Here is a 24,167-nt window from a genome sequence, read left to right as displayed (position 1 = left end):
GCTATCGGTTAAAAGTATTGTGGAGTAAGCATTCTGGTATCAGACTTCTTAAAGAAGTAATAGCCAACAGATATTTCGTGTGTGTTAAAAGAATCCAGGCCATTCAGCATCTTATCATAGGCATACCCTAAGCGCAATGACTTGTGAATCTGTAGTTCACCGATAAGGGCAATGGCTGTGCGGTTCTTCATACCATTCATATCCGGAGATTCGTTGAACAGGTGCATACTGGTGCGGTAAGATCCACCTAACCATAACCTGTCGGCTAGCAATACAAAGGCATTCAGGTCTACGGCCGTTGGCGCGTTAAAATCCTCTTTTACAAGCATGCTTGGCTTAAGCTTTACAAAAGGACCTATGTCAAACACATATCCGGTTGTAAAATAGTAGTGGCGCTCCGGTTCAATAGTTTCCATATCCTTATACTGCAGCAGGTCTGATGCTGAAAGGCCTGCATAAAAGCGCTGCGTATGGAAGTAGGCACCGATCTTTATATCCGGACGGATATTGCTCTCAGAACCAGAAGGTATAGAAGGGTCGTTCTCTACCTCCAGCTCGTTACCGTCGATCTTGGTTTGCACTAGTCCCGGCGCAAGGCCCAGGCTAAATACACCAGTTGCACTAACCGGTAGCTTTACGGCAACATTCGCATATCCTGAAATTACCGATTGTGCACCGATCTGATCGCGGGTAAGGGCAAGGCCTAAGCCAAGCTTGTTGCTGGCCGAGATGCCATCTATGCTTAGCGCCTGGGTGGTAGGCGCCCCTTCAATGCCTGTCCACTGCGAGCGGTGGAAGGCATTTACGTTGAGCACATTCTTACTACCAGTATAGGCAGGGTTAATGCCCATACTGTTGAAGATGTATTGTGAGTACTGTGGGTTTTGCTGGGCGCTAGCCGAGAAGGCTAAAAGCAGGGCCAGCAGGGTGTAAACTATTCTCATTTTCTTAAATGTTTTTATCCTTTTTATGGCCTGATGCTTAGCGGAAGATGGTTACGTAACCTGTAAACACCTGATCTTTACCGTCGCATAGTTTCACGTTTACTTTATAGAAGTAAGTACCTTGTTCCAGTCCGTTACCGGCCCAGTCGTTCTGGTAGTTTTTCTTCTTGTATACTTCCGTGCCGTAGCGGTTAAAGATTACTACTTCGTTGCTGGTGTATTTCTCCAGGTTAGCAATCGTCCAGGTATCGTTGGTACCATCACCGTTCGGGCTAAAGGCTTTCGGGAATTTCAGGCTACCATCTACTTTAGTCATATCCAGTGCGATCAGCGCTTCAGGGCTGCTGCAACCACCAGTCATCGCGATCACTTTAATGTCACCGATGATGTTTGCGTTAGCTGCTGTTACTTTGATGCTTGTTGTACCCTGGCCTGAAGTAATGGTGCAGCCCGCTGGCACTGACCAGGTATAGCCTGTAGCTCCTGCTACTTCTGCAATGCTGTAAGTAAGACCTTCGCAAAGCGTGCTGTTATCTGTAATTGGTCCTGCATTTGTTGGCGGTGTAGTTATTGTAGCGTTAAATACTCCTGCTTCGCTGTCGCCGCAAGCATTTGTAACAATCACGCTTACTTCACCGCCTGATTCGCCGGCATCTACAGTTATGCTGTTTGTGTTATCACCTGCTGTTATTGTCCAGCCGATTGGTACTGTCCAGGTATACTTAGTAGCACCTTCTACAGCTGGTATACTGTACACATTGTCTTCGCTGCCTGCACACGTTTCAGCTGGGCCGCTTATAGTTGGTGTAGCTGGTTTAACAGTTGGCGCTACCGCTAATTTTGCTGTTGCACCGGCTCCGCAGCTATTGCTTATAGTTACTGTTACATCACCTGCCTGGTCGCCTACAGTTACTTCTATAGTTGGAGTGTGGTTTCCGCTTACTATAGTCCAGCCTTGTGGCACTGTCCATTCATAATCTGTAGCACCATCAACAGGCGTTACACTATAAGTTAGTGGAGCTCCGATACATGCACCTGCACTTCCATTTATAGTTGCTGCTGCCGGTGTGCTGCTGGCCGCTACTGTAAAGATTGCTGCTTCGCTGCTTCCGCATTCGTTTTCGGCTGTTACCGTTACGTTCCCAGAAGTCGCACCTGCAATTACTGTTATCTTGGTTGTGTTTTGACCTGATGTGATCGTCCAGCCTGCTGGTACTGTCCAGGTATAGCCAGTGGCACCTGGCACTTCAGCAATCTCATAAGTTGGAGTGCTGCCTGCGCAAAGCTCGCTTGCACCTGCCAATGGTGTTGGCTTAACAGGAACCGGAAGTATGGTTATAGTTGTAGTTGCCGGGTCGCTCTCGAAGCAGCTGTTCTTTACTTTAACTGAGATCGTACCGCCTGTTGCGCCTACATTTACAGTTGCCGTTGCTGCGCCTGGCTGGCTTACTAAGGTAACACCACCTGTTACAACCCATTCATATGTAGCGCCTTCACCGGCACCAACTACGTTATAAATCAGGCCTTCTGAGTTAGCACAAGCCTGCGCCGGGCCGTTTATAGTTACTACTGGCTTAGCTGTTACAGCTACTGTTTTAGTTACTGTGTATTCGTTGCCGCACAGGTCTTTTACTTCAACTTTCAGCACACCACCAGCATTTCCTGCTTTTATAGTTATAGATGTAGCTGTTCTGGATACTTCTGTAAAGCCGGTTGGCAAAGTATAAGTATAAGTTGCGCCGATAACTTCTGTTATAGTATAAGTAGTTTCTTCACCCTCGCACAGATTGCCGTTGCCATTTATAGCTAATGTTGGTGCATCGCAGGTTACGTCAATCGGTTCTTCGTCTGTGTTGTCGCCTGGGTTAGGGTCCGGAAGTGTAGGGCTTGTAATGGTAGCTACGTTTACTATATTACCTGCTGCTACTATTTTAGCAACTATAGTTAAGGTTACACTCTCGTCTTTACCCAGATCACCTACCAGATAGATTCCTGTTATTGGATCGTAAGTCCCTTTGCTTGTGGTGTGGCTCTGGTACTGCAGTCCAGCTGGCAATACATCGGTCACAATTACACCTGTAGCTGCATACGGGCCACTGTTGCTGGCAACTATAGTATAGGTTACTAATCCACCAACTTTATATGGTGCACCGCTTGCTGTTTTAGTGATGCTCAGGTTATGCGAAGGCACTGGCACGTCAATTGGTTCTTCTTCAGTGTTATCGCCTGGGTTCGGATCCGGATCTTTACCAATTACTGTTACTCCGTTTTTGATCTCGCCGGAAGCTGTTACTTTGAAGACAAGTTTCAGGGTTGCAGTGCCTGTGTTTACTAAAATGCCTACGTTCCAGGTATGGGTGGTTGCATCATAAGTACCCTGTGAAGCCGACTCAACGCGAACAAACTCCAGACCAGCCGGAATGTTCTCTTTTACCTGCACATCAGTTGCTGTGCCTGGTCCGTTGTTTACTGCTGTTATAGTATACGTTACTTCAGAGCCTATCACATAATCGCCTTCGGCTGCTTCTTTGGTAACTCCCAAGTCTGTAACCACCACGTTTGGCAGGAATACGTTATTAGAGTTCAGGTTTATCTGTCCGTTAAGAGACATTATTCTACCGATCACAACCACGCCTGCATCAAGTGTTATATTGTTTTGGGCTATAATGGTACCCTGAAAACCAGTTGAACCACCCAAGTGTACATTACCTGTTACGATCCAGAAAATATTGCTGGGTTGAGCACCGTTCATAGCAAGCACACCCGCCGCCGGAGCATCCGTTAGCAGGTCACCATCAATTATAAACACGAATACGGAGTTTACATCTCCGCCACCATCAACCGTAAGTACCCCTTTAAAACTGGCATCGCCGGTAATTTTATAGGTGCCGGGCCCTAATGGCAAAGCACTTTCTCCGAGGTTACCACCTATATTTTTTACAGGCGTGCGGGCATACAACGCATTATAAGCTACCAATGCATCTTGCGCAGCGCTGGTAGCTGATGGCGTATTATTTTCAATCTTTCCAGATTTCACAACAAGCCCCGACTCGCCGTTAATGGTGTTACCGGGGCTAACGCCTACGTTTCCGGTAATACCTGTCTGGCCGGTGTTGTTGATTTGGGAGGAGGCGAGCACTGCATAACTACTTGCATTGCCCAGCACATCTTGCGTCTGCCCATAGCTAAGGGTGATGCCGACAGAGAAGATGGCATAAATCAGCAGTAGAAGTTTATTCATGTGGTTATATTGAAATGAGATATTCGAAGAGTATTATATATAGACATTCGACTATACATATTGAACAATTTCATTTACTCAAAACACATAAATATGTTGTGCTCAATTCAAAAAATTATATCATAATATATAAAAAATTACAAATATATGTCTTAAGTTATATTTTTAGCTAAATTTTATTAATCCGGTTATATATAACACACCATGCACTTCAGTCAAAAAATATATAGTAATATTACCATATAATTAAGATTGTTTATTACTCTATAAGCTCGTTAACAATCTGGTAACTAGCCTGAAATGGATTTATGCCGGAAAGAAATTCGCAGAATAATGTCCGGTAGAAACGAACAACAGAGTGTCCTGCCAGAAATTAAATAAGCTATACTTACAAAAAAAGCCCTGTTACCATTGGGCAACAGGGCTTAATTAAATTTCTTAGTTAGAACTATACATGCACATGGCGCTCAGCATGGTATGATGAACGCACCAGCGGACCTGACTCCACATACTTAATGCCTCTGCTTAAACCTTCTTCACGATAATGGGCAAATAGATCCGGATGTATGAATTCTGCCACCTCAATATGCAGTTTGGTTGGCTGCAGGTACTGGCCTAAGGTTAAAATATCACAACCATTAGCAGCAAGATCATCCATCGCCTGGTATACCTGCTCACGGGTTTCGCCAAGGCCCAGCATTATACCTGTCTTCGTGCGTTTGCCATACTCTTTGGTACGCTTTATCTGCTCCAGGCTACGCTCATACTTGGCTTGCGGACGTACCTGACGGTATAGTTCCTTCACTGTTTCCATGTTATGCGATACTACTTCCTGGCCCGGCGAGATCATCGTGATCAGGGCGTCCCAGTTAGCCTTCACATCCGGAATAAGAGTTTCTATAGTTGTAGCAGGAGAGAGTTCTTTTACCAGCCTTACTGTTTCATGCCAGATGGCAGCACCACGGTCTTTCAGCTCATCGCGGTTAACAGAAGTTATAACGGCGTGCTTTACACCCATTAGCTGTATCGCTTCCGCTACACGGCGTGGCTCGTCTTCATCATACTCATTAGGTCGGCCTGTAGCTACAGCGCAGAAAGAGCAGCTGCGCGTACAAACGTTACCCAGAATCATGAAGGTGGCTGTACCTGCGCCCCAGCACTCACCCATATTCGGGCAATTGCCGCTTTCGCAGATGGTATGCAGTTTATATTCAGATACTATGTTGCGTACTTTAGTATATTCCTGCCCTACAGGCAATTTAACACGAAGCCAGTTTGGCTTACGGATTTTGCCATTTTCACTCAGCTCTGCGGGTGTTGTATTAGGCTGTATTACCGGAAGTGATATTAATTCATCCATGTTGCAAAGATAGGAAGTAATGTGTTAAGAGACATTAGCGTACAGCTAAGTTTTACACATCTTCTACTTGCAACAGACAGTAAGGCGGATTTGTTCGGAGATGATATTATTTACGGCGACCGTAGTAGATATTAAGATATACAGAAGTAAACCGGCTGTAATTTTTAGCATCAGGAATCATAACCAGCTTCTTGGTATAAGCTTCTACCATTACACCAACTTCTATACCGGCTATACTTTCGTTATACCGGCCATACTCAAAGCTCAAACCGCCTTTTAAATGGGCACCTAAGTTTATGTCACCTTCACCTAAGCCTGTAAATACGCCTGCACTACCCTGTACTTTTTCTAAACTTTTATGATCCTGCGGATCATACTGCTCTGTGCGCACATCGTTTGGCGTGCCCAGCTGGCCATAGTTATACCGGATGTAATAAGGAACCAGGAAACCCAGAGAAGGGCCTATGGCGCCTAAGGCATTTACCTGAACGCCAGACTCAGCAGCTTTTCTGAACAGTACCAGCTCGCGGCCATAGTGCGGGCGAACCACAAAGAGGTAATTCTGTTTTCCAATGATAAACGAATCGCCTGTTTCGGAACTGTAACCACGCATCTCTCTCGGGTGCTTTACTTCAACTATCTCCACGGCACCAAACTGCAGCATGTTGTGGTCCATGGTATAAGCCGAACGAATAAAAGCGCCACCAATAAGGCCACCGTTAGAGTTCAGGTTCACACCATAGCTGAGCTCATTCTCGAACTCTTCTTCCTCTTCAGATTGAGCAAGCGCAGGCAGGGCTATACTTGCAAAAGCGAGTGTCAGCACGAAAGCGATGTATCGTATCACTTTAATTAATTTATAGTTTGTTTAAAAGTAACTAATTTCACGTTCTGTTCAAATATTATAATTCTAATGGCAACTATCCAAAATAAATACCAGGGCGAACTACGTACAACCGCTCAACACCTGGCTTCAGGCAACACCATTATTACCGATGCCCCTCTTGATAATAATGGTCGTGGCGAAGCTTTCTCTCCTTCTGATCTTGTATGCGCCGCATTAGGCAGCTGCATGATGACCATTATGGGAATTGTGGCACAACGCAACAATATCGCTATTGAAGGAATGGAAATTGAAACCACTAAAATTATGGCTGCCGAGCCACGTCGTATTGCTGAGGTAGTACTAACGTTTAAAATGCCGGCAATAACCTATTCTGAAAAAGAAAAAGCTATGTTGGAGAACGCGGCACGCACCTGTCCGGTTGCGCTAAGCCTTCATCCGGAAATAAAGCAATCGGTAAGTTTTATTTACCAGAACTAAAAAATAAAATTGCTGCTTCTGTTAATTGGAAGCAGCAATTTTTTTCTTCAGCTCGTCAACGCTTATACTTAAATGTGACGCATTATACGTGCACATGCCATCCTGTACCAGTAATAACTGCGGCGACTGGTGCTGCACATGCAATACTTCGGCTATTTCATTAGAGACCGGGCGGTAAGCCAGCAGGTCGAGGTAATAAGGTTTAATATGATCCAGCCCTTTGCCATCCCATTGGCGCTCCAGCCGGCTTTTAGCTGTTGAACTGATCGAGCAGGCTGTGCTATGTTTAAATATAACGATAGGCGTCTGCTTCGATTCTTCTAATATTACATCTAACTGCTCTGTACTGTTTAGTGGGTGCCAATTCATTGTAAGCGTAATTTGGTTGAGTAGTATTTTACCCGGTAGCCTGCTTCTTGGTTGCCTTCTTCCGGATTAATGATTTCTTTTTAAGCGGCTTACCTGTTTCATCAAACTTGTATTGCCTGCGCTCGTCACGTTTTTTTACTCTTTTACGGGCAGCTTCACCTTTTTTAAAAGTATAGGCATCCGTATTCAGATGTGTTTCTTTGTAAGTAGATTCTGTTTTTTCAGCTTCCCTTAGATATTGATTACGCTCCTTTTTATGCTTCTCTTCTGTTTGTTGCTTTATCTGCGACATGGCAGGCATTGTACCTATAAAAAGCATAATCAAAAAACATAAAGCCCATTTTACAAAAATCTTCACCATACGCTCTCTTTTAAATTATACTTTTTATTCTACGCAGACAAGCATTAGAAGAACAAGAATCTTTTGCGTTTCTGCACCCGCCCATCTTTGTTGTAAGGCACCTTAATGGCTTCCATACTTCCGGAGCCTTTTGCTGACACCTTCATACTTTTACCATTAGGCGACGGGCAGGGTATGCCTTTTTTACCGCAGCCTGTTGCAAAAGACAGCGCCACACAAAGTAATAAAAGGTAAAAAACACGGGTATATGCCATAACTGTTAGGTTAATTAATGGAGCTGTTTAATATGCAAGTATAGCTTCAACCTTTTCGCGGAGACGCTGTTTTGGCAAAAACTCTGCTTCGAGCGGCGGCGCAAAAGGCACGGCAGTATCCAAGCTGGCTACACGGGCTACTGGTCCATCAAGGTGCTCAAAGCAATTCTCCCCGATCCAGGCTGCTATTTCGCCGCCAATACCGCCCGTTAACGTGTCTTCGTGTAGTATAATAACGCGACCTGTCTTGGCTACAGTATTTTTAACAGCTTCTTTATCCCAAGGCAACAACGAGCGTAAATCCAGTATTTCTAAACTGATCTCCGGCATTTCCTGCTGCAGTTGCTTGGCCCAATGCACGCCCATACCATAGGTGATGATTGAAATATCATCACCTTCTGCCACCGTTTTCGCTTTGCCAATCTCTATAGTATAATAATCGTCCGGAATATCCTGCGAAATAGAACGGTAAAGCAATTTATGCTCGAAATACATCACCGGGTTCGGATCTTCGATAGCGGCATTCAACAGGCCTTTGGCATCGTATGGAGATGACGGGTAAACTATTTTTAGGCCAGGTGTGTGGAAGAACCACGCTTCGTTGCTTTGCGAATGGAACGGCCCGGCCGCTGTGCCAGCACCTGTTGGCATACGCACCACTACATCGGCATTCTGTGCCCAGCGGTAATGGCTCTTGGCCAGGTTATTCACGATCTGGTTAAAGGCGCAGGTCACAAAATCAGCAAACTGCATCTCTACCATGCTTTTCTTGCCCTTAACAGACATACCCAAACCAATACCAACTATAGCCGACTCGCAAAGCGGCGTGTTACGCACCCGGTCTTTCCCGAATTTATCAACAAAGCCTTCTGTAATCTTAAATACACCACCATACTCGGCAATGTCCTGGCCCATAAGTACTAACTCAGGATAACGTTCCATGCTCTGGCGCAAACCATCCGAGATAGCGTCTACAAAACGTTTTTCGGTTTTTGCTCCCGAGGCTGGTGCTACCGGCTGCTGCACGTATGGCTTATACATGTCGGCAATTTCTTCCTGACGGCTGGCAACTGGCATTGGTGTTGCAAAAGCTGCCTGCAATCCTTCTTCAATTTCAGCCTTCAGTTCTTCGCGTATACTTTCTACGGCCTTTTGTGTAAGTATAAGTTCATCCAGCAGATACTTCTCGTAATTCTCTACCGGATCTTTCTTCGCCCACTTCTCGAACAATTCCTGTGGCACATACTTGGTACCACTGGCTTCTTCGTGTCCGCGCATTCTAAAGGTCATCGCCTCGATCAGAACCGGGCGCGGGTTTTTGCGCATGCTGGCAGCTGTTTGCTTTACGGTATGGTATACTTCCAGCAAGTTGTTACCATCTATCTGTAAGGCATCCATACCATAAGCAGGGCCTTTATCTATAAACTGATTGAATTTGAATTGCTCGTTGCTTGGCGTAGACAAACCATACCCGTTATTCTCTATCATAAAAATAACCGGCAAACCCCACACCGCCGCTACATTCAGTGCTTCATGAAAATCACCTTCCGAAGCTCCGCCATCGCCACTATACACCAGTGTTACCTTTTCTCTTTTATCCAGCAGGTCAGCCAGCGCTATACCGTCCGCTACAGCCAGTTGCGGGCCCAGGTGCGAGATCATACCTACAATGTGATGCTCGTTTGACCCGAAGTGGAACGAACGGTCGCGACCTTTGGTAAAGCCGGTCTTCTTACCCTGAAACTGTGCAAACAACTTATCTAAAGGCACATTCCGGCTTGTAAAAACACCCAGGTTACGGTGTAGCGGAAGTATGTATTCGTCCTGCTCCAAAGCCATTGCCGACCCTACAGAAATAGCTTCCTGGCCTATACCTGAAAACCATTTACTTACTTTGCCCTGTCGCAGTAGCACCAGCATGCGCTCTTCGATCATGCGGGGCTTAAGTATGCCTCTGTAAAGAGAGATTAGTTCGTCTTCGGAATATTCTTTGCGGTTATAGTTCATCTCAGAAATTAGAAACTTCGTTATAGGTAGGCAAGTTACTATATTAGCCGTAGCTACAAAATAGCTCGCTAATTTATACTTTTGTTCTTAAAGCAGATATTAGAATTTAGACAATAGATGTTAGACTTTCCTTGGTCTGGACTATTAAAGAAAGGTCATACATCTTAATCTAAAATCTAACGTCTATAATCTAACGTCTTAAACAAACAATGATACAGTTTAAAGAATTTACGCTTGATAACGGATTGCGCGTGATCGTGCACGAAGACCATACATCGCCAATGGCAGTTTTAAATGTGCTGTACGATGTAGGTTCGCGCGATGAAGTGGAAGAACACACCGGTTTTGCCCATTTATTTGAGCACCTGATGTTCAGCGGTTCTAAAAATATACCTGTGTATGATGAGCCCTTACAGCGCGTAGGTGGTGAAAATAACGCCTTTACCAGCCCCGACATCACCAACTATTACCTGACTGTGCCGGCCCAAAACATTGAAACTGGCTTCTGGCTGGAATCGGACCGCATGATGGACCTGGCTTTTAGCGAACATGGTTTAGAAGTGCAGCGCAAAGTGGTGGTGGAAGAATTTAAACAGACTTACCTGAACCAACCGTACGGCGATGTATGGCTGAAACTGCGCCCGCTGGCATATAAAAATCACCCGTACAAATGGGCAACGATTGGTAAGGAGATCAAGCACATTGAAGATGCGACTATGGATATTGTAAAAGCTTTCCATAAAAAGCATTACTCGCCAAGCAATGCTATACTTGTAGTTGCCGGAAGTATAACTTTTGACCACGCCAAAGAACTGACCGAAAAATGGTTTGGCCCCATACCGGCCGGCGAAAAGTATACCCGCCATATCCCGAACGAGCCAAAACAGACAGAGCCGCGCGTACTCGAAACCAGCTCTGATGTGCCGCTTAGCGCTATCTATAAAACCTACCACATGCCGCACCGAACCCACCAGGACTATTATGCGATCGACCTGATCAGCGATATTCTAGGCCGTGGCAAGTCGAGCAGGTTATATGAGCAACTGGTAAAAGAGCAGAAGCTGTTCAACTCAATCTCGGCATCGGTTACCGGAAGTATAGAGCCAGGCTTGCTGATCATACAAGGTAAACTGAACGAAGGTGTAGACCTGCAGGATGCCAACGCTGCTATCGAAAAGATAAACCAGGAACTGATGGATACTTTAGTAGATGAGCACGAGCTGAACAAGGTAAAGAACCAGGCCGAAACCAGTTTAGTATTCTCGGAAATCGAGCTATTGAACCGCGCCATGAATCTGGCCTATGGTAAATTGCTTGGCGATGCCAACTTTGTGAATACCGAAGGTGAAAAGATACAGGCCGTAACGCCACAGGATATTCAGCGTTGTGCCAAACAGGTACTTGATCCGAATAACTGCTCTACACTACTTTACAAAGCCGAGAAAAAGAAAAAAGAAGCAACTGCAGAAGTGTAAACTATACTTGATGTAAAGTATAAAAAGGCGTGCAGGCTTAGGTTTGCACGCTTTTTTATTAGCTTGTAGTGCGCGCAGCTCCTACGATTGTCTTATCTTCTATAGTTTTATCTCTGTCATTTAGGGCATTACCGAGAAACCTATCTTGGCTCACATCTTATACCTTTTTTGAAACAAGCTATACTTTCATAATTGCCTTTATTCCTAGGAGCTTTACTTGCCTATAGTTTCATTTCAAGCTTTGGTGCGCTCACGGCGGGGGCAGGGGCCCTCTTTAAGCGAGGCCTCGTCTTCGGGCATCCCGCGGTGTACATTTCCTTTGCTCCTTACGTTGCCATGCCTGCGGCACCAGATATTTACAAGGCGCTCAACCCAAAGACTGTGATCATTTCGATAGCAGAAGGTATAGTTGTTTAGAGGTATTATAGCTCTTCCTGATGAATGTTCCCGTTGGGACAGGTAAACCTGTCCGTTCGTAAACTGTAACTATAAAATTAAAGCTTCTAATAAACCTGTATTGGGATTGTCCCCTTGAGGGGACTATAGGGGTGTTGAAATGGAAACTATAGAACTATAATGCCAACTATAGCAACAACTCACCCTACTAATTCACCTAATCCTATTAATCTATGGCCTTGACAGTTCAATGCCCCATACTCTTCATATCAGGTTCTTTATTGGTGATCTGAAACTGGCGTATCTCTCCTTTTTCCCAGGCATTGGCTCCGGGCACTACCTGCGGCATCGGTATGTCTTCGCGCTGCTTTCTCTTTTCTGCTGTAGATACATCAAAATTTTTATCCCGCTCTGCCACTAATTCAGGTTTCAGTTGGCCATCTTTAGTGAAGCCCATCATTAGCATAGGGGCACCCATAGGTAGTTCTAAGCCCTGGTCGGTGTTCCAGGTATGTATGGTTTTACCATAAGTGCTCACTAGTTTTTCCATCAGTTCATGCTCTGCCACATCAGGTATACCCGGCGCAATAAGGGTTCCGGACTTTACTTCATGATGATGGCTGTGCCATAGTTTCTTCTCCTCTTCTGGCAGCTGCTTAAACAATCTTTCTGATATGATGTATTCCACTCCCATTAGCTTGGCATTTTCACCGTTGCCATCAAAGATCACCGCCTGGTGCATATCTTCGTTTAGCTGGGTTACATAATGGTGCGCCTCCATCTGCCCTTCCATATGGCCATTATAAAAGTGGAAGCCATCCAGGTACATGTCTATCTTTTTTAGCGGAGTTTTATCCTGAAGCAGATCGGCTCCAGCCTCCAATACTTTAGATTTTCCTGTTTTCTCTGTTCCCGGAGCCTGTTCATTAGAACTTGTATTTTCACCTCCGCAACCAGTTGACATCAATCCGGTTAACAGGCAGATATTCAGTACAATTATTTTCATAGTGTTATAGTTAAAGCATGTTACAGGTTTTACGCCGCACTAGTAGCGTAGTTTGAATTATACTTCCGTTAAACCAAAGGCAGCTACAAACGTCAAAGAAACGGCATCTATAGTAGCACATAATCGTATTTTTCGATTAGATTTACCTTTACGATACTTCGCTTTGCACAAAGCGCTTACCTATACCTATGAAATTAAAGATCAGAACCGGCTTCGGCTACGATGTGCACCAACTGCAGGAAGGGCTTGACTTCTGGTTGGGCGGCATTAAAATTCCACACACACATGGCGCGCTGGGCCACTCCGATGCCGACGTACTAATACATGTTATTTGCGATGCCCTTCTGGGTGCTGCCAATATGCGCGACATTGGCTTTCATTTTTCAGACAAGGACCCGAAGTATAAAGGCATCGACAGCAAGATTCTGCTGAAGGAAGTGGTGCACATGCTGGCCCGCGAAGGCTACGACATCGGCAACATCGACTCCACCATTTGCCTGCAGGAGCCTAAAGTAAATCCGCACATACCGGAAATGAAAACCTGCCTGGCAAAAGTGATGGGTATACCAGAAAACGACATCTCTATTAAAGCCACTACAACAGAGCATCTCGGTTTTGTTGGCAAAAAAGAAGGTGTTGCTGCCTTCGCCACTGTACTGATAATCAAACAATAACCTGACTAAACTATAAACTTCACCTTTATCAAATGAAACATCTCCATACCTATGGTTTTGTGTTGGCTGCACTGCTCGCTTCGGGTTGTGCCTCTACCAGCAGCACTACTTCTAAAGCACCTGTTACAGATGCTGAAAAACTTCGCGGGTTAGCAACAACCTATGGCCAGACCATCACAGCCGCCGACCTGTCTAAACACCTGAACATTATAGCTTCGGATGCATACGAAGGTCGTAACACAGGCGAAAAAGGCCAGAAAATGGCTGCAGAATATATCTCGAAAGAGTTTAGAGAAGATGGCCTTACAGGACCTGTAACAGCAAACAGCAACCCATATTATCAGCCTGTTAGTTTAGAAAAAGGCACCTGGGGCGATGGCCACATTATGGTAGGAACAAGAAAATTTGCCATGATGCAGGATTTCTTCCCGATGGGTTCGTCGGTTTATACAACCGAGCAAAGCGCTATGCCTGTATTTATTGCTGATAATGCTGCCATAGATACTGCCAGCCTGAAAGGTAAAATGCTGGTAGCGATGGTTACCAACCTGGCAGAAGCCGAGAAGAAAATGAACGACATTGGCCAGCTCGCCCGTAAAGCAGAGGCAGCCAGCGTGATGTACGTACTTGGCGCCGATGCCTTCACCATGATGAACCAGCGCTATGCAGGCCGTCTGCGCCAGGCTTCGATTTCATTACCTGGTAAAACCAACAGCCGCCGTACCACCACTTTTATAGCATCACCGGCGCTTGGTGCAGCAATTCTGGGTACTACTCCTGATAAGTTGACCGCTACCACTACCAACTATAAACCAGTAGCCAGCATACAGGTATTAACAAAACGCAACACTACACCACTGCCCTCTGAAAACGTACTGGGCTTTATTGAAGGCTCGGATAAGAAAGATGAAGTAGTAGTAGTAACAGCACATTACGACCACGTAGGTATAGAGCAGGACGCCGAAGGCGAAGACAAGATCTTTAACGGTGCCAACGATGATGGCTCTGGCACTGTGGCTGTAATTGAATTGGCAGAAGCATTTGCACAGGCTAAAAAAGCGGGTCATGGCCCGCGCCGCAGCATTTTGTTCATGACAGTAACTGCCGAAGAGAAAGGCTTGCTTGGTTCTGAGTATTATTCTGAGAACCCAATCTTCCCGCTGGCTAACACAGTAGCTAACGTTAACATCGACATGATCGGCCGCATGGACTTTGATTATGAGAAAACCAACGACAGCAACTATATTTATGTGATCGGAGCAGACAAGCTTTCTTCGGAGCTGCACGCGATAAACGAAGAAGCAAATCAGAAATACACCAACCTGAAGCTGGACTACAAGTATAATGACGAGAACGATCCGAACCGTTTCTACTATCGCTCAGACCACTATAACTTTGCTAAAAACGGCATTCCGATCATTTTCTACTTTAACGGGGTGCACGCCGATTACCACAAGCCAAGCGACTCAGTAGACAAGATCTTGTTCGACAGCGCTGAAAAAGTGGCTCGTCTGGCATTTTATACTACCTGGGAGCTAGCTAACCGCGATAACAGAATTGTTGTAGACAGCAATAAAAAATAATACGAAACCAGCGGTACAAGCCGTTAGTTTATAAAAAAGCTACAGTTTTCAGAAAACACCCTAACTTTAGGGTGTTTTCTTTTTTATAGTTGAGGCAACTATACTGGCAAGAAGTCAGTAGGCGAAATAGTTATGAGTAAACTTAAACAGTTTCTGCTGGATGCGGAAACAAAATCATTCGACCCTAATCACCGCGCTACCATCAGGTTTAACATCGGCAAGTATAATGCCGCTGTGCAGCGTGGCCTCACCCAATATTCTGACCATGAACTCGCTCGCGAGCGTGCTTCCTATATCAAAACCAACACCATTAAGGACCTGGATAAGTACCTGATGGAGTTTGAAGCCAACTTTACTGCCCGTGGCGGTAAGGTTATCTGGGCACGTGATGCGCAGGAGGCTTTAAAAGAGATTGGCGAGATCATGAAACGTAAACGCGCCCGCTCTGTTGTTAAATCCAAGTCGATGATAACAGAGGAGATCCATATGAACGAGTTCCTGGAGAAGAACGGTGTGGAAGTAGTGGAAACTGACCTTGGCGAGTACATTGTGCAGCTAGCCGAGCAGCGCCCTTACCACATTGTAACACCGGCTATGCACATGTCTAAAAAAGATATTGCCGAGCTGTTTGTACGCAAACTTAACATAGCCCCTACCGACGATGCCCAGGAACTGGTAAGTGTAGCCCGCAGACTTTTACGCGACAAGTATACTTCGGCTGAGATAGGAATAACCGGTGGTAACTTTTTGCTTGCCGACGTAGGTGGCGTGGCTGTAACCGAGAACGAAGGTAACGCACGACTTTCTACTACCTTTCCTAAAACGCATATTGCTATAGTTGGTATCGAAAAGATGTTGCCGTCTATCATGGACCTGGACCTTTTCTGGCCACTACTAAGCACCAGCGGAACAGGACAGAATGTAACGGTATATAATACCATATTTACTGGTCCGCGCCAACCACACGAAAAAGATGGCCCGGAAGAGATGTATGTAGTATTGCTGGATAACGGCCGCACCGAACTTCTGGCCCAGCCTGAGAAGCGCGAAGCCCTGAATTGTATCCGTTGCGGTGCCTGCCTGAACATCTGCCCGGTTTACAAAAACATTGGTGGCCATACTTACGAAAGCACCTACAGTGGCCCGATCGGGTCTGTGCTTACGCCACATTTTAGTGGTATGGCCGAGAACAAACACCTGAGCTTTGCCAGTTCGCTGTGTGGTGCCTGTACCTCTGTTTGCCCGGTTAAGATCAACATACACAACCTGCTGTTGTTAAACCGTAAGCAAAGCGTGGACATGGGGTTGGCTGATAAGCAGGAAAAGACAGCCTTTAAGTTCTGGTTAAAAGCCATGAAGAGCCGCAAACTGATGAATCTGGCACCCTCTGGTATTAAAAATTATGTGGTTAAGTATATTCTGAAAGATACCTGGAGCAAGCGCCGCGAGCCAATGAAAATAGCTCCTAAATCCTTTAACCAACTTTGGAAGGAGAGGAAGTAATTGTTGATTGCTGACTCAGCAACTATAAAAAACAAGAGCCTGCTAAAGTTAGCAGGCTCTTGTCTTTTATAGTTATTCTTACTTTAGTTTCTCCAACGCAACACGTAATCTGCCAAGCGAGTTTTTAATTTCCTCTAAAGAAGCACCGCCAACCGATAACCGGAACCAGTTAAGATCAGGTGCAGAACCGAAAGCAGAGAATGGTACGACCGCCAGTTTTGCCTCTGAAAGAATATAGAAGGTAATGTCTTTACTGGTTTGTAGCACATCGCCATCCGGAGTTGTTTTACCCGCCAGGTCCATCTTCACCGACAGGTAAATGGCACCCATCGGCTCAATGACATCCACGGCAAAACCACCTGCTTTCAGGTCCTTAAAACCTTTGTAAAGCACATCCAGGCTCTCCTGAATTTTGTGCTTCAGGTTAGTCATAAAGGAATTTACATGCTCCGGTTGTTTCAGGTAGGCGGCAGTTGCTATCTGCTCTGCTTTTGGTGCCCAGGCGCCAACGTGGCCAAGTATAGCTTTCATTTTATCCATTACTATAGCCGGGCCATAAGCATAACCAACACGCACGCCAGTTGCTGCAAAGCTCTTCGAGATGCCGTCAATGTAGATCACATAATCGCGCAGCTCAGGGCGCAGGTTCACCGGGTCGTAATGCTGGTGCTCTGTACCGAAAGTCAGCATCCAATAGATCTGGTCGTATAGTATGTAAAGTGGCTTTTCGCCTTCGCTGCGGCTCTTGTTCTCTTCTATTACCAAGTCGCATATTTCCTGCAGGTCTTTTTTAGAGAACATGGTGCCAGTCGGGTTCAGCGGAGAGCAAAGTGCCAGCATAGTAGCTCCTTTCAGGTGAGGGGCTATGTCAGCAGCAGTCGGCATAAAGTTGTTCTCTGCTCGCGTTTCTACCATTACAGGTGTAGCTCCCGATAAGTGGCAGTAATGGTTATTGTTCCAGGATGGCGTCGGGAATACGACTTTATCACCCGGGTCAACTAAAGCCAGGTATGTTGCATAGATCAGCGGACGTGAACCACCGGCTACCAGTATATCATTCTCGGGGTACTTCAGGCCCAGGTTGTTTTCTGTAAACTCGGTTACGGCTTTGCGCAGCACGGCTACCCCGTTTGCCGGTGGGTAATTGGTATGTCCTTCGTTGTACGCTTTGGTTATACCTTCTTTCAGCTCTTCCGGTATTGGATAGATGCTGGGGTCAAAATCCCCGATGGTCAGGTTACAGATCTGTTCTCCACGTGCGATCATGGAGTTTACCTCGCCGGCTACCTTTATAATTTCGGAGCCGATCAGGTTTTGCGCCATTTTTGAAACGGTCATGCTACTTTGGGTTTGGTTACTGCAAGTTACGATTTCCGGAAAAGTATAGCTCACATTACCAGCAAAAACCTGCAAAAGCAAACCGCCCGGAAAAGCAGCCTATACTTATCCGGGCGGTTAGTTTATACTTTAAACTGGATGGCACAAGCAAAGATACTCGCATAATTTATACTTGCTTACCACTTATAGTAGCCGTTCTCTTCACCATCATTCAGTATCTCGGAGGCGGTGTTAGGGCTTCGGTTAATGTCTGCCAGCTTGCGATGCTTCCATACAGCTGCCGATTCGCGAACAGCATCCAGGTGTGCATCAGATTTAAGCTTTTCCTCTTCGCGCTTGGCTTCAATTTCAAACTCTTGCCGGGATGCGAATTTAGCTTCGGCTACGGCTAACCGTACATCGTACTGCTTCTGTCGCTCAGCTACGCGCTGCATTTCCTGGGTAGTTCGCTCATGTTCTACCCCTTTCAGAATATCATCATAAGGACCTTTGTTGGTAATAAGTTTGGTAAAGATCGGAGCTGTTTCGAGGCAGATGAACAGTAAGGTAATAAAGAATACCGGCAGCCAGGGCAGTTTATCCAGTGCATCAATTCGCGCCATCAGGCCATCATAGTTCGAGAAGCTTTCCTGCCCTTCCGATACCGTCTTGTCATACTGTTTCATCAGCTCCGCTATGCGTTGCTCTTTCAGTTTAATACGGTCGCCTGCACTTGCCTGCAGCATTTTCAGCTCTTCGTCTACTTTATCATACTGGCGTTTCTTTTCTTCGTAAATAGGGCCTTTACCTACTTTACCTGTACCTCCGGTTCCATCGGCTTCGGCTGCTACCAGCTCGTATAGTTTGTTACGCTCCTGCATCTTGGCTTCAATTTCTGCTCGGATGCCAGCAATCTCAGATTTTACAGAATCTACTTCGGCAAATTGCTTACCTACCAACGTTTTATGCTGAATAGCAAGCTCGGCCTGCTTCTCCTTAAGTATAGCCTGTATCTCTTTGTCAAATATCTTCAGCTCCAGTGGTTTTGAGATAACCACAGCCAAAACCAGCGCCAGCAGTATACGCGGTGTTACCATCAGCAGCTCTTTCCAGAAACGGCCTTCCTTGCGGATGGTGGAAACTATAAAACGGTCGAGATTGAAAATAACCATACCCCAGAGCAACCCGAAGGCCACCGCCATTAACGCAGAATCGAAAACAGTAAATAGGGCGTAGCCACCCGAAATACTGGCCAGCAGTCCTGTAAAGAAAACAGTAGCGCCCACGCCGGCATATTTTATGTGCTCCGATTTGGAGCACTTTTCAAGGATGGTGTCGTCGGCGCCGGCGCACCACCAAAAAAAATTCTTCATGAAATAATTACCTGAACAGATTAAAGCTGACCTCAGCTAATGTCAGAGATTTTACAGGCTGCAAGTTACTGACTTTTATACTTTTAAAGCCTAATTTGTGATGAAAAGCCTGCAAAATGTGATGAATTTGCTGTTACTGCGGCAACAGCAACCATACTTAATTAAGTTCAAAGCTTTCCACTGATTCGTTTAGCTTGTCGTAGAGCAGCAAAGAGGCCATAGCACTTGCCAAAACCATACGGGTGTCTGTTGTTAATTCCGGCTTCATCCATGCTTTACCATTATTAACCACCTGCACTGCTCCTGCTACACCGTTTTCATCCCTGAACTCATACCCGATAATCTCAGACATGGGCAGCGTTTTACCTTCGAACTTGTAAACAGGAGCTATTTTATAGGTGGTTTTCCCGTTCGACAGCTCGCCTTCAAACTTTTTACGCTCCAGGTAATGGCGCGGGTCTATGGTTAGTAAATGCCATTGCCCGCTCTCCGGCGATGTAAAATGGCTGGCATAATACTCCATGTTCGGGGCTACTTCTATGGTTACCCCGGTGTTATCCTTTAAAGATTTCTCCTGCAGTTTACTTGCTCCAAAAACAAACCATTCATTGCCCTCTGTGCTCTGCAGGCTAAACTGGTACTGCTGACTTGCTTTCACATTGTTGTAACTGAAGATAGAGAAGCCGCCCATGTTGACCCAGCCACGCTTTACATTTGCCACCGTATAGTTTCCAAGCCTAAAGCTGCCATTGGGTTTAAATACTTTGCGTCCTTCAACAGGTAGTTCTTCGGCCTGCTGCTTAAAATCTGAATCTACAGCCATAGGTGGTACAGAGCAGGAAGCAAACGCAAGTATGCCCGCCAAGGAGGCAAGCAATAGATATTCTTTCATGGTTTTATAGTTAGCGGGTAATTGGTGTTGTTAGAAATTTATAGTTAGGGTGACTTTCGGGGAAGGTATTAACCCACCCCGAACCCCTGCGAGGAGGGGAATTTCTGTTTGTCATCTCGACGTAAGGAGATACCTATTAAGAACACTCCTATACGTATCTTACTTAGATTTCTTACTGTGTTCGAAATGTCAATAATGAACTATAGTTACCTACTACAAAGAGCCCTAAACTATAAGAACCGTTGCCTGAACTATAAAATAAAAAAGGGCAGAAAACCGATTGGCTCTCTACCCCCTTTAATTCTTTAACTCACTAACTCTTAAACTCCCAAACTATTCACTGTCTTCGTCAGGTAGTATCTCCACATCCTGCACCAGCACAAAGTTTTCTATCTCGCGGGCTTTCGGTGTGTTGGCCAGTCCGCCTTCGGCTGTTTCTTTATACTTGCGTTCCATACTTTCGCCTACTTCGCCGAGGGCTGCTACGCACTGGTCTACAGGTATAACAGGGTCTACGCCGGCAATGGCCAACTGCGACGATGAATAAGCAATAGCTGCCGCACTGGCATTTCGGACAATACAAGGCACTTCTACCAGGCCGGCTACCGGGTCGCACACCAGACCAAGCATACACTGTATAGTTATGGCCACAGCATTAAATACCTGCTGCACATCGCCGCCCAGGCAATAAACTATAGCACCAGCCGCCATGGCTGCCGCACTACCTGTTTCGGCCTGGCAACCACCTACGGCACCGGCCAAAGATGCATTTTGCTCGATAATTAGCGCGATGCCAGCAGCAACCAGTAAGCCTTCGTGTATCTTTCTATCCTCAAGCCCGTGCAGTTCCTGCAGTGTAGTAAGTGTACCCGGCAAAATGCCCGATGCGCCAGCCGTAGGAGCAGCTACCACACGACCCATACACGAGTTTACTTCCTTTGCACCCAAGGCACGCGATACCAGCATCTGGAACTCCGGCGACAGCACGGTAACCGGTGAGTTGGCTACTTTTTTAGCACCATTGTTTACCATGCCCGAGCGCGACGTCATGTTTTCGGTGAGGCCGGTTTTCACGGCATCTTTCATCACTTCATAGGCTTTGGCTATGTTTTCCCAGATAAATTCTTCTGTGCGACCTTTCTGCTCAATTTCGTAGCCGAGCACTGGTTGGTATAGTGGTTCGCCGGTTTCAGCGCAATGCTTTTCCCAGCTCTTAAAATCGTTGAATAATAATGACATAGTTCTGATTCTGTTCTAAACTGGCTCCCATAGAGCGCCAGGGCGTTAAAGATAGCTACAATTTTTACACGCAGCTATACTCACCCCTCCTTAACATCACCTGGTACCTTAATTGTTCTAAATTCCCAACTTAGTTTAAGCTAACTCCTTCTGTTATCATCCGTTTTTAAAGAAGATATAAAAAGCCATGGCAGACCTAACAGAAAAACTGAAAGCAAACCTCCTGATTGCGCTTGAACGGGTAGAACACAGCATTCTTAAGACAAAACTTAAGGTAAAAGATGCGTCACAAGCCTTCGATCCGATAAATATTATGCCCTACCATGGCTTTGGCAACCCAAACTATGTTTTTGTAAAAGGCAGGGTGCTGGAAGATGAAAAAGTAAAACAACCCCATAAAGGCGATGGTATACTGCACCACCTCAAAGACACTTACAAACGGTACGAATCAGATGAGATACCGGGTATTAAGATAAAGGCAAGCTTTGCAGGCCAGGAAGTAGAGACAGAGACTGACGAGGAAGGTTATTTTACCATTGAGTTCAAATCCGACACTCCTATTGACTTTAGCACCGCCGGCAACAAGGTAAAATTACAACTACTGGGCCATAAAACAGATAAAGACCGACTGGAAGCAGAAGCCAATGTGTTTGCACCAGGCAAGGATGTAGAGTTTGGTATCATCTCGGACATTGACGATACAGTTTTAGTCTCTGATATCAAGCATTTTCTGGGACGGCTGAAACTGATGCTGATGAAAAATGCGGTAGAACGCAGCCCGTTTCCGGGTGTTGCCGGTTTGCTGAGAGCATTATGCAAAGGCTCCGATGCAAAAGGAAATAACCCGCTCTTTTTTGTATCCGGCAGCGAGTGGAACCTCTATGACCTGCTGATCAGCTTTTTCCGCTCGCATGACATTCCGGAAGGCCCTCTGCTGCTCCGCGACAAAGGCATTGGCCAGGGTAGTTTAAAAAAGCATCTTATAGCGTATAAACTGGATCAGATACGGCATATCTTAAATACTTTCCCTGATCTTAAATTTATCTGCATCGGAGACAGCGGGGAGCATGACCCGGAAATTTATGAGAAGGTAGTACAGGAATTTCCGGGCCGTATACTTGGCATCTACATCCGTGATGTGTCTGCAGAGGAGCGCGACAAGGAAGTAAAAAGTATAGCAGCCAGGTTAAAAAAACAGCATGTAGAAATGGTGTTGGCAGAAGAAACACTTTCTGTAGCCAAACATGCTGCAAAAATGGGATGGATAAACCAAAACCAGTTAGAGGATGTGCGGAAGGCATGCGAAGCAGATAAGCAGGCAAAACAGACCGACTAAACTATAAACTATGAGCAGCAACTATAAACGGGTATCCATGAAAGTTTATGGCAAAGTACAGGGCGTATTTTTCAGGGCCAGCACCCAGGAAAAAGCCGAAGAACTTGGCCTGAAAGGCTTTGTACAAAATGAGCCTGACGGCACTGTTTACCTGGAAGCCGAAGGCAATCCCGAAACTATAAAACAACTGGAAGCCTGGGCACACCAAGGGCCAACCCATGCAAGAGTAGACAAAGTAGAAGTGAAGGAGTTTAGTAAGTTGGAAGGATTTGAGAAGTTTGAGCAGCGGAGGCAGGGTTAGTATTATATGGCTTTTTATATTTTATTTAATATATTTATAATATAAAGTATTGAAAGCTATGAAACCTAACTATATACTTGACTTACTCTCCGAACTCAATTTCACTGCCATTGACTTTGAGACAGCTAATGAAAAAAGAGCTAGTATCTGCTCCATCGGATATGCAAAAGTTCGTAAAGGCGAGATTGTAGAAACAGATAATATTTTAGTAAAGCCGCATGAGTTAAGGTTCTCTACTATAAATATAGACATTCATAATATCACCGATGAGCTAGTTTCTTCACAGCCTGAATTCTGTGACTTATGGCCTTCTATAGAGCCTATCTTCAAAGATGAAATTTTGGTTGCACATAATGCTGATTTCGATATTAGTGCTTTAACACAAACTCTAGATCTATATAACTTACCACATCCTAACTTCAAATACATTTGTACACATAAGCTTGCACAAGAGGCTTTCGAAGACTTATTAGATTATAGGCTAAAAGATATTGCAAAATATTTTGGATTAGAATTTGAACATCATAATAGTCAAGCTGATGCTGTAGTTGCCGCTATTATTGCAATCACAGCTATACCACGTTTTCCAATCTCTACCTTTCAACTTCATCATCAAGAGCTAACATCTTCTATCACTAAAAAAGGATCTTTAAATTCACAGTCATCTTTTGATATTATTTATCAGGATAAAAGAATAGAGAAGAACCTTCTTAAACCTGTTCTTGATGTAGCAGAAAAAGACGATATTTTTTACAATCAAAAGCTTGCTTTTACAGGAGATTTAAAGTCTATTAGCCGAGGAGAAGCAGCCAAAATTGTGCAAAGCAAGGGTGCAGACATAAATACTTCAATTAGTGCTAAAACTAATATCGTAGTTGTGGGATCTAATGCTGGTCCTTCTAAAATGGCTAAGATTGAGAGCTTGATATCAAGTGGTAAAAGTATTAGGCTTATCTATGAAGAAGAATTTCTTACTTTGATAAATTATTAAATCAGAGAAGAAGTTTACCCCATGCTCCGCACCCTCCTTCAGCAGATTCCATACTTTACTCCGGACGACATAGCTGCGTTTGAGCTGCTCGGCCCCAAACAAGTATAGATAGCAAATCATTTTTCTATTCCTATAATATTAACATAAATTAATATTATTAAATTTAGGCTGCTTATACTTTGGCAGAAGACTAATCTTTTATAGCCTTTATACTTGCCGGC

21 protein-coding genes are annotated in these 24,167 nt (G+C 45.1%); 8 read left to right on the top strand and 13 right to left on the bottom strand.

All coding sequences use genetic code 11. The features are described 5' to 3' along the window. Positions 1–8: 8 nt before the first annotated feature. The 4 genes from MJ612_RS17980 to MJ612_RS17965 all read right to left on the bottom strand — a co-directional run bounded on the left by MJ612_RS17980 (position 9) and on the right by MJ612_RS17965 (position 6,392). On the bottom strand, positions 9–944 hold the full coding sequence (locus MJ612_RS17980) for a PorP/SprF family type IX secretion system membrane protein (protein ID WP_187033939.1): 936 nt from the start codon (positions 942–944) through the stop codon (positions 9–11). Positions 945–981: 37 nt separating this feature from the next. Continuing rightward, positions 982–4,185 (bottom strand): ice-binding family protein, encoded by a 3,204-nt coding sequence (locus MJ612_RS17975; RefSeq protein WP_187033938.1) that lies wholly within the window; start codon positions 4,183–4,185, stop codon positions 982–984. A gap of 448 nt (positions 4,186–4,633) precedes the next feature. Continuing rightward, positions 4,634–5,545 carry a lipoyl synthase gene (lipA, locus tag MJ612_RS17970; RefSeq protein WP_250419238.1) on the bottom strand — a complete coding sequence of 304 codons (912 nt, stop codon included), beginning with the start codon at positions 5,543–5,545 and terminating at the stop codon, positions 4,634–4,636. A gap of 106 nt (positions 5,546–5,651) precedes the next feature. Further along, the gene (locus MJ612_RS17965) at positions 5,652–6,392 is read right to left on the bottom strand and encodes a hypothetical protein (RefSeq protein WP_250419237.1); all 741 of its coding nucleotides are present in this window, start codon (positions 6,390–6,392) and stop codon (positions 5,652–5,654) included. Between the two features lie 66 nt (positions 6,393–6,458). Here MJ612_RS17965 and MJ612_RS17960 point away from each other — a divergent pair, with 66 nt between their 5' ends. Continuing rightward, a complete protein-coding gene (locus MJ612_RS17960) occupies positions 6,459–6,869 on the top strand; it encodes an OsmC family protein (RefSeq protein WP_187033937.1) in 411 nt (136 codons plus the stop codon). 21 nt (positions 6,870–6,890) lie between these two features. Here MJ612_RS17960 and ytxJ read toward each other — a convergent pair whose 3' ends face one another. The 4 genes from ytxJ to MJ612_RS17940 are packed head-to-tail and all read right to left on the bottom strand — an operon-like array spanning position 6,891 to position 9,860. Beyond that, the gene (gene ytxJ, locus MJ612_RS17955) at positions 6,891–7,238 is read right to left on the bottom strand and encodes a bacillithiol system redox-active protein YtxJ (RefSeq protein WP_187033936.1); all 348 of its coding nucleotides are present in this window, start codon (positions 7,236–7,238) and stop codon (positions 6,891–6,893) included. A 28-nt stretch (positions 7,239–7,266) separates the two neighbouring features. Then, positions 7,267–7,599 (bottom strand): hypothetical protein, encoded by a 333-nt coding sequence (locus MJ612_RS17950; RefSeq protein ID WP_187033935.1) that lies wholly within the window; start codon positions 7,597–7,599, stop codon positions 7,267–7,269. A gap of 44 nt (positions 7,600–7,643) precedes the next feature. Then, positions 7,644–7,853, bottom strand: a complete 210-nt coding sequence (locus tag MJ612_RS17945) for a hypothetical protein (protein WP_187033934.1) — start codon at positions 7,851–7,853, stop codon at positions 7,644–7,646. A gap of 27 nt (positions 7,854–7,880) precedes the next feature. Beyond that, entirely contained in the window at positions 7,881–9,860 is a 1,980-nt protein-coding gene (locus MJ612_RS17940; RefSeq protein WP_187033933.1) for an alpha-ketoacid dehydrogenase subunit alpha/beta, read from the bottom strand. Positions 9,861–10,069: 209 nt separating this feature from the next. On the opposite strand from MJ612_RS17940, the gene MJ612_RS17935 reads away from it, so the two are divergent. After that, on the top strand, positions 10,070–11,335 hold the full coding sequence (locus tag MJ612_RS17935; protein ID WP_187033932.1) for a M16 family metallopeptidase: 1,266 nt from the start codon (positions 10,070–10,072) through the stop codon (positions 11,333–11,335). 643 nt (positions 11,336–11,978) lie between these two features. Here MJ612_RS17935 and MJ612_RS17930 read toward each other — a convergent pair. Then, entirely contained in the window at positions 11,979–12,737 is a 759-nt protein-coding gene (locus MJ612_RS17930) for an OBAP family protein (protein ID WP_187033931.1), read from the bottom strand. Positions 12,738–12,925: 188 nt separating this feature from the next. Here MJ612_RS17930 and ispF point away from each other — a divergent pair, with 188 nt between their 5' ends. The 3 genes from ispF to MJ612_RS17915 all read left to right on the top strand — a co-directional run bounded on the left by ispF (position 12,926) and on the right by MJ612_RS17915 (position 16,497). Next, positions 12,926–13,411, top strand: coding sequence for a 2-C-methyl-D-erythritol 2,4-cyclodiphosphate synthase (ispF, locus tag MJ612_RS17925; RefSeq protein WP_187033930.1), 486 nt, complete (start codon positions 12,926–12,928; stop codon positions 13,409–13,411). 32 nt (positions 13,412–13,443) lie between these two features. Next, positions 13,444–14,994, top strand: coding sequence for a M28 family peptidase (locus MJ612_RS17920; RefSeq protein WP_187033929.1), 1,551 nt, complete (start codon positions 13,444–13,446; stop codon positions 14,992–14,994). 132 nt (positions 14,995–15,126) lie between these two features. Continuing rightward, a complete protein-coding gene (locus tag MJ612_RS17915) occupies positions 15,127–16,497 on the top strand; it encodes a LutB/LldF family L-lactate oxidation iron-sulfur protein (protein ID WP_187033928.1) in 1,371 nt (456 codons plus the stop codon). Between the two features lie 78 nt (positions 16,498–16,575). Here the strand turns inward: MJ612_RS17915 and MJ612_RS17910 are convergent, their stop codons facing one another. The 4 genes from MJ612_RS17910 to sdaAA all read right to left on the bottom strand — a co-directional run bounded on the left by MJ612_RS17910 (position 16,576) and on the right by sdaAA (position 21,318). Next, a complete protein-coding gene (locus MJ612_RS17910) occupies positions 16,576–17,835 on the bottom strand; it encodes a pyridoxal phosphate-dependent aminotransferase (protein WP_187033927.1) in 1,260 nt (419 codons plus the stop codon). 176 nt (positions 17,836–18,011) lie between these two features. After that, positions 18,012–19,187: a DUF4407 domain-containing protein gene (locus MJ612_RS17905; RefSeq protein WP_187033926.1), complete on the bottom strand. Its 1,176-nt coding sequence runs from the start codon at positions 19,185–19,187 to the stop codon at positions 18,012–18,014. A 157-nt stretch (positions 19,188–19,344) separates the two neighbouring features. Beyond that, positions 19,345–20,079, bottom strand: a complete 735-nt coding sequence (locus tag MJ612_RS17900) for a hypothetical protein (RefSeq protein ID WP_187033925.1) — start codon at positions 20,077–20,079, stop codon at positions 19,345–19,347. Between the two features lie 333 nt (positions 20,080–20,412). Next, a complete protein-coding gene (gene sdaAA, locus MJ612_RS17895; protein ID WP_187033924.1) occupies positions 20,413–21,318 on the bottom strand; it encodes an L-serine ammonia-lyase, iron-sulfur-dependent, subunit alpha in 906 nt (301 codons plus the stop codon). A gap of 187 nt (positions 21,319–21,505) precedes the next feature. Here sdaAA and MJ612_RS17890 point away from each other — a divergent pair, with 187 nt between their 5' ends. The 3 genes from MJ612_RS17890 to MJ612_RS17880 are packed head-to-tail and all read left to right on the top strand — an operon-like array spanning position 21,506 to position 23,946. Next, positions 21,506–22,654, top strand: a complete 1,149-nt coding sequence (locus MJ612_RS17890; protein ID WP_187033923.1) for an App1 family protein — start codon at positions 21,506–21,508, stop codon at positions 22,652–22,654. Positions 22,655–22,664: 10 nt separating this feature from the next. Beyond that, positions 22,665–22,955, top strand: a complete 291-nt coding sequence (locus tag MJ612_RS17885; RefSeq protein ID WP_187033922.1) for an acylphosphatase — start codon at positions 22,665–22,667, stop codon at positions 22,953–22,955. Positions 22,956–23,013: 58 nt separating this feature from the next. Next, positions 23,014–23,946: an exonuclease domain-containing protein gene (locus MJ612_RS17880; RefSeq protein WP_187033921.1), complete on the top strand. Its 933-nt coding sequence runs from the start codon at positions 23,014–23,016 to the stop codon at positions 23,944–23,946. The last annotated feature ends 221 nt before the right edge of the window (positions 23,947–24,167 follow it).

Origin of the sequence: Pontibacter deserti (genome assembly GCF_023630255.1) — a bacterium.
Lineage (GTDB): Bacteria > Bacteroidota > Bacteroidia > Cytophagales > Hymenobacteraceae > Pontibacter > Pontibacter deserti.
This window is presented reverse-complemented; position numbering and strand designations above follow the sequence as displayed.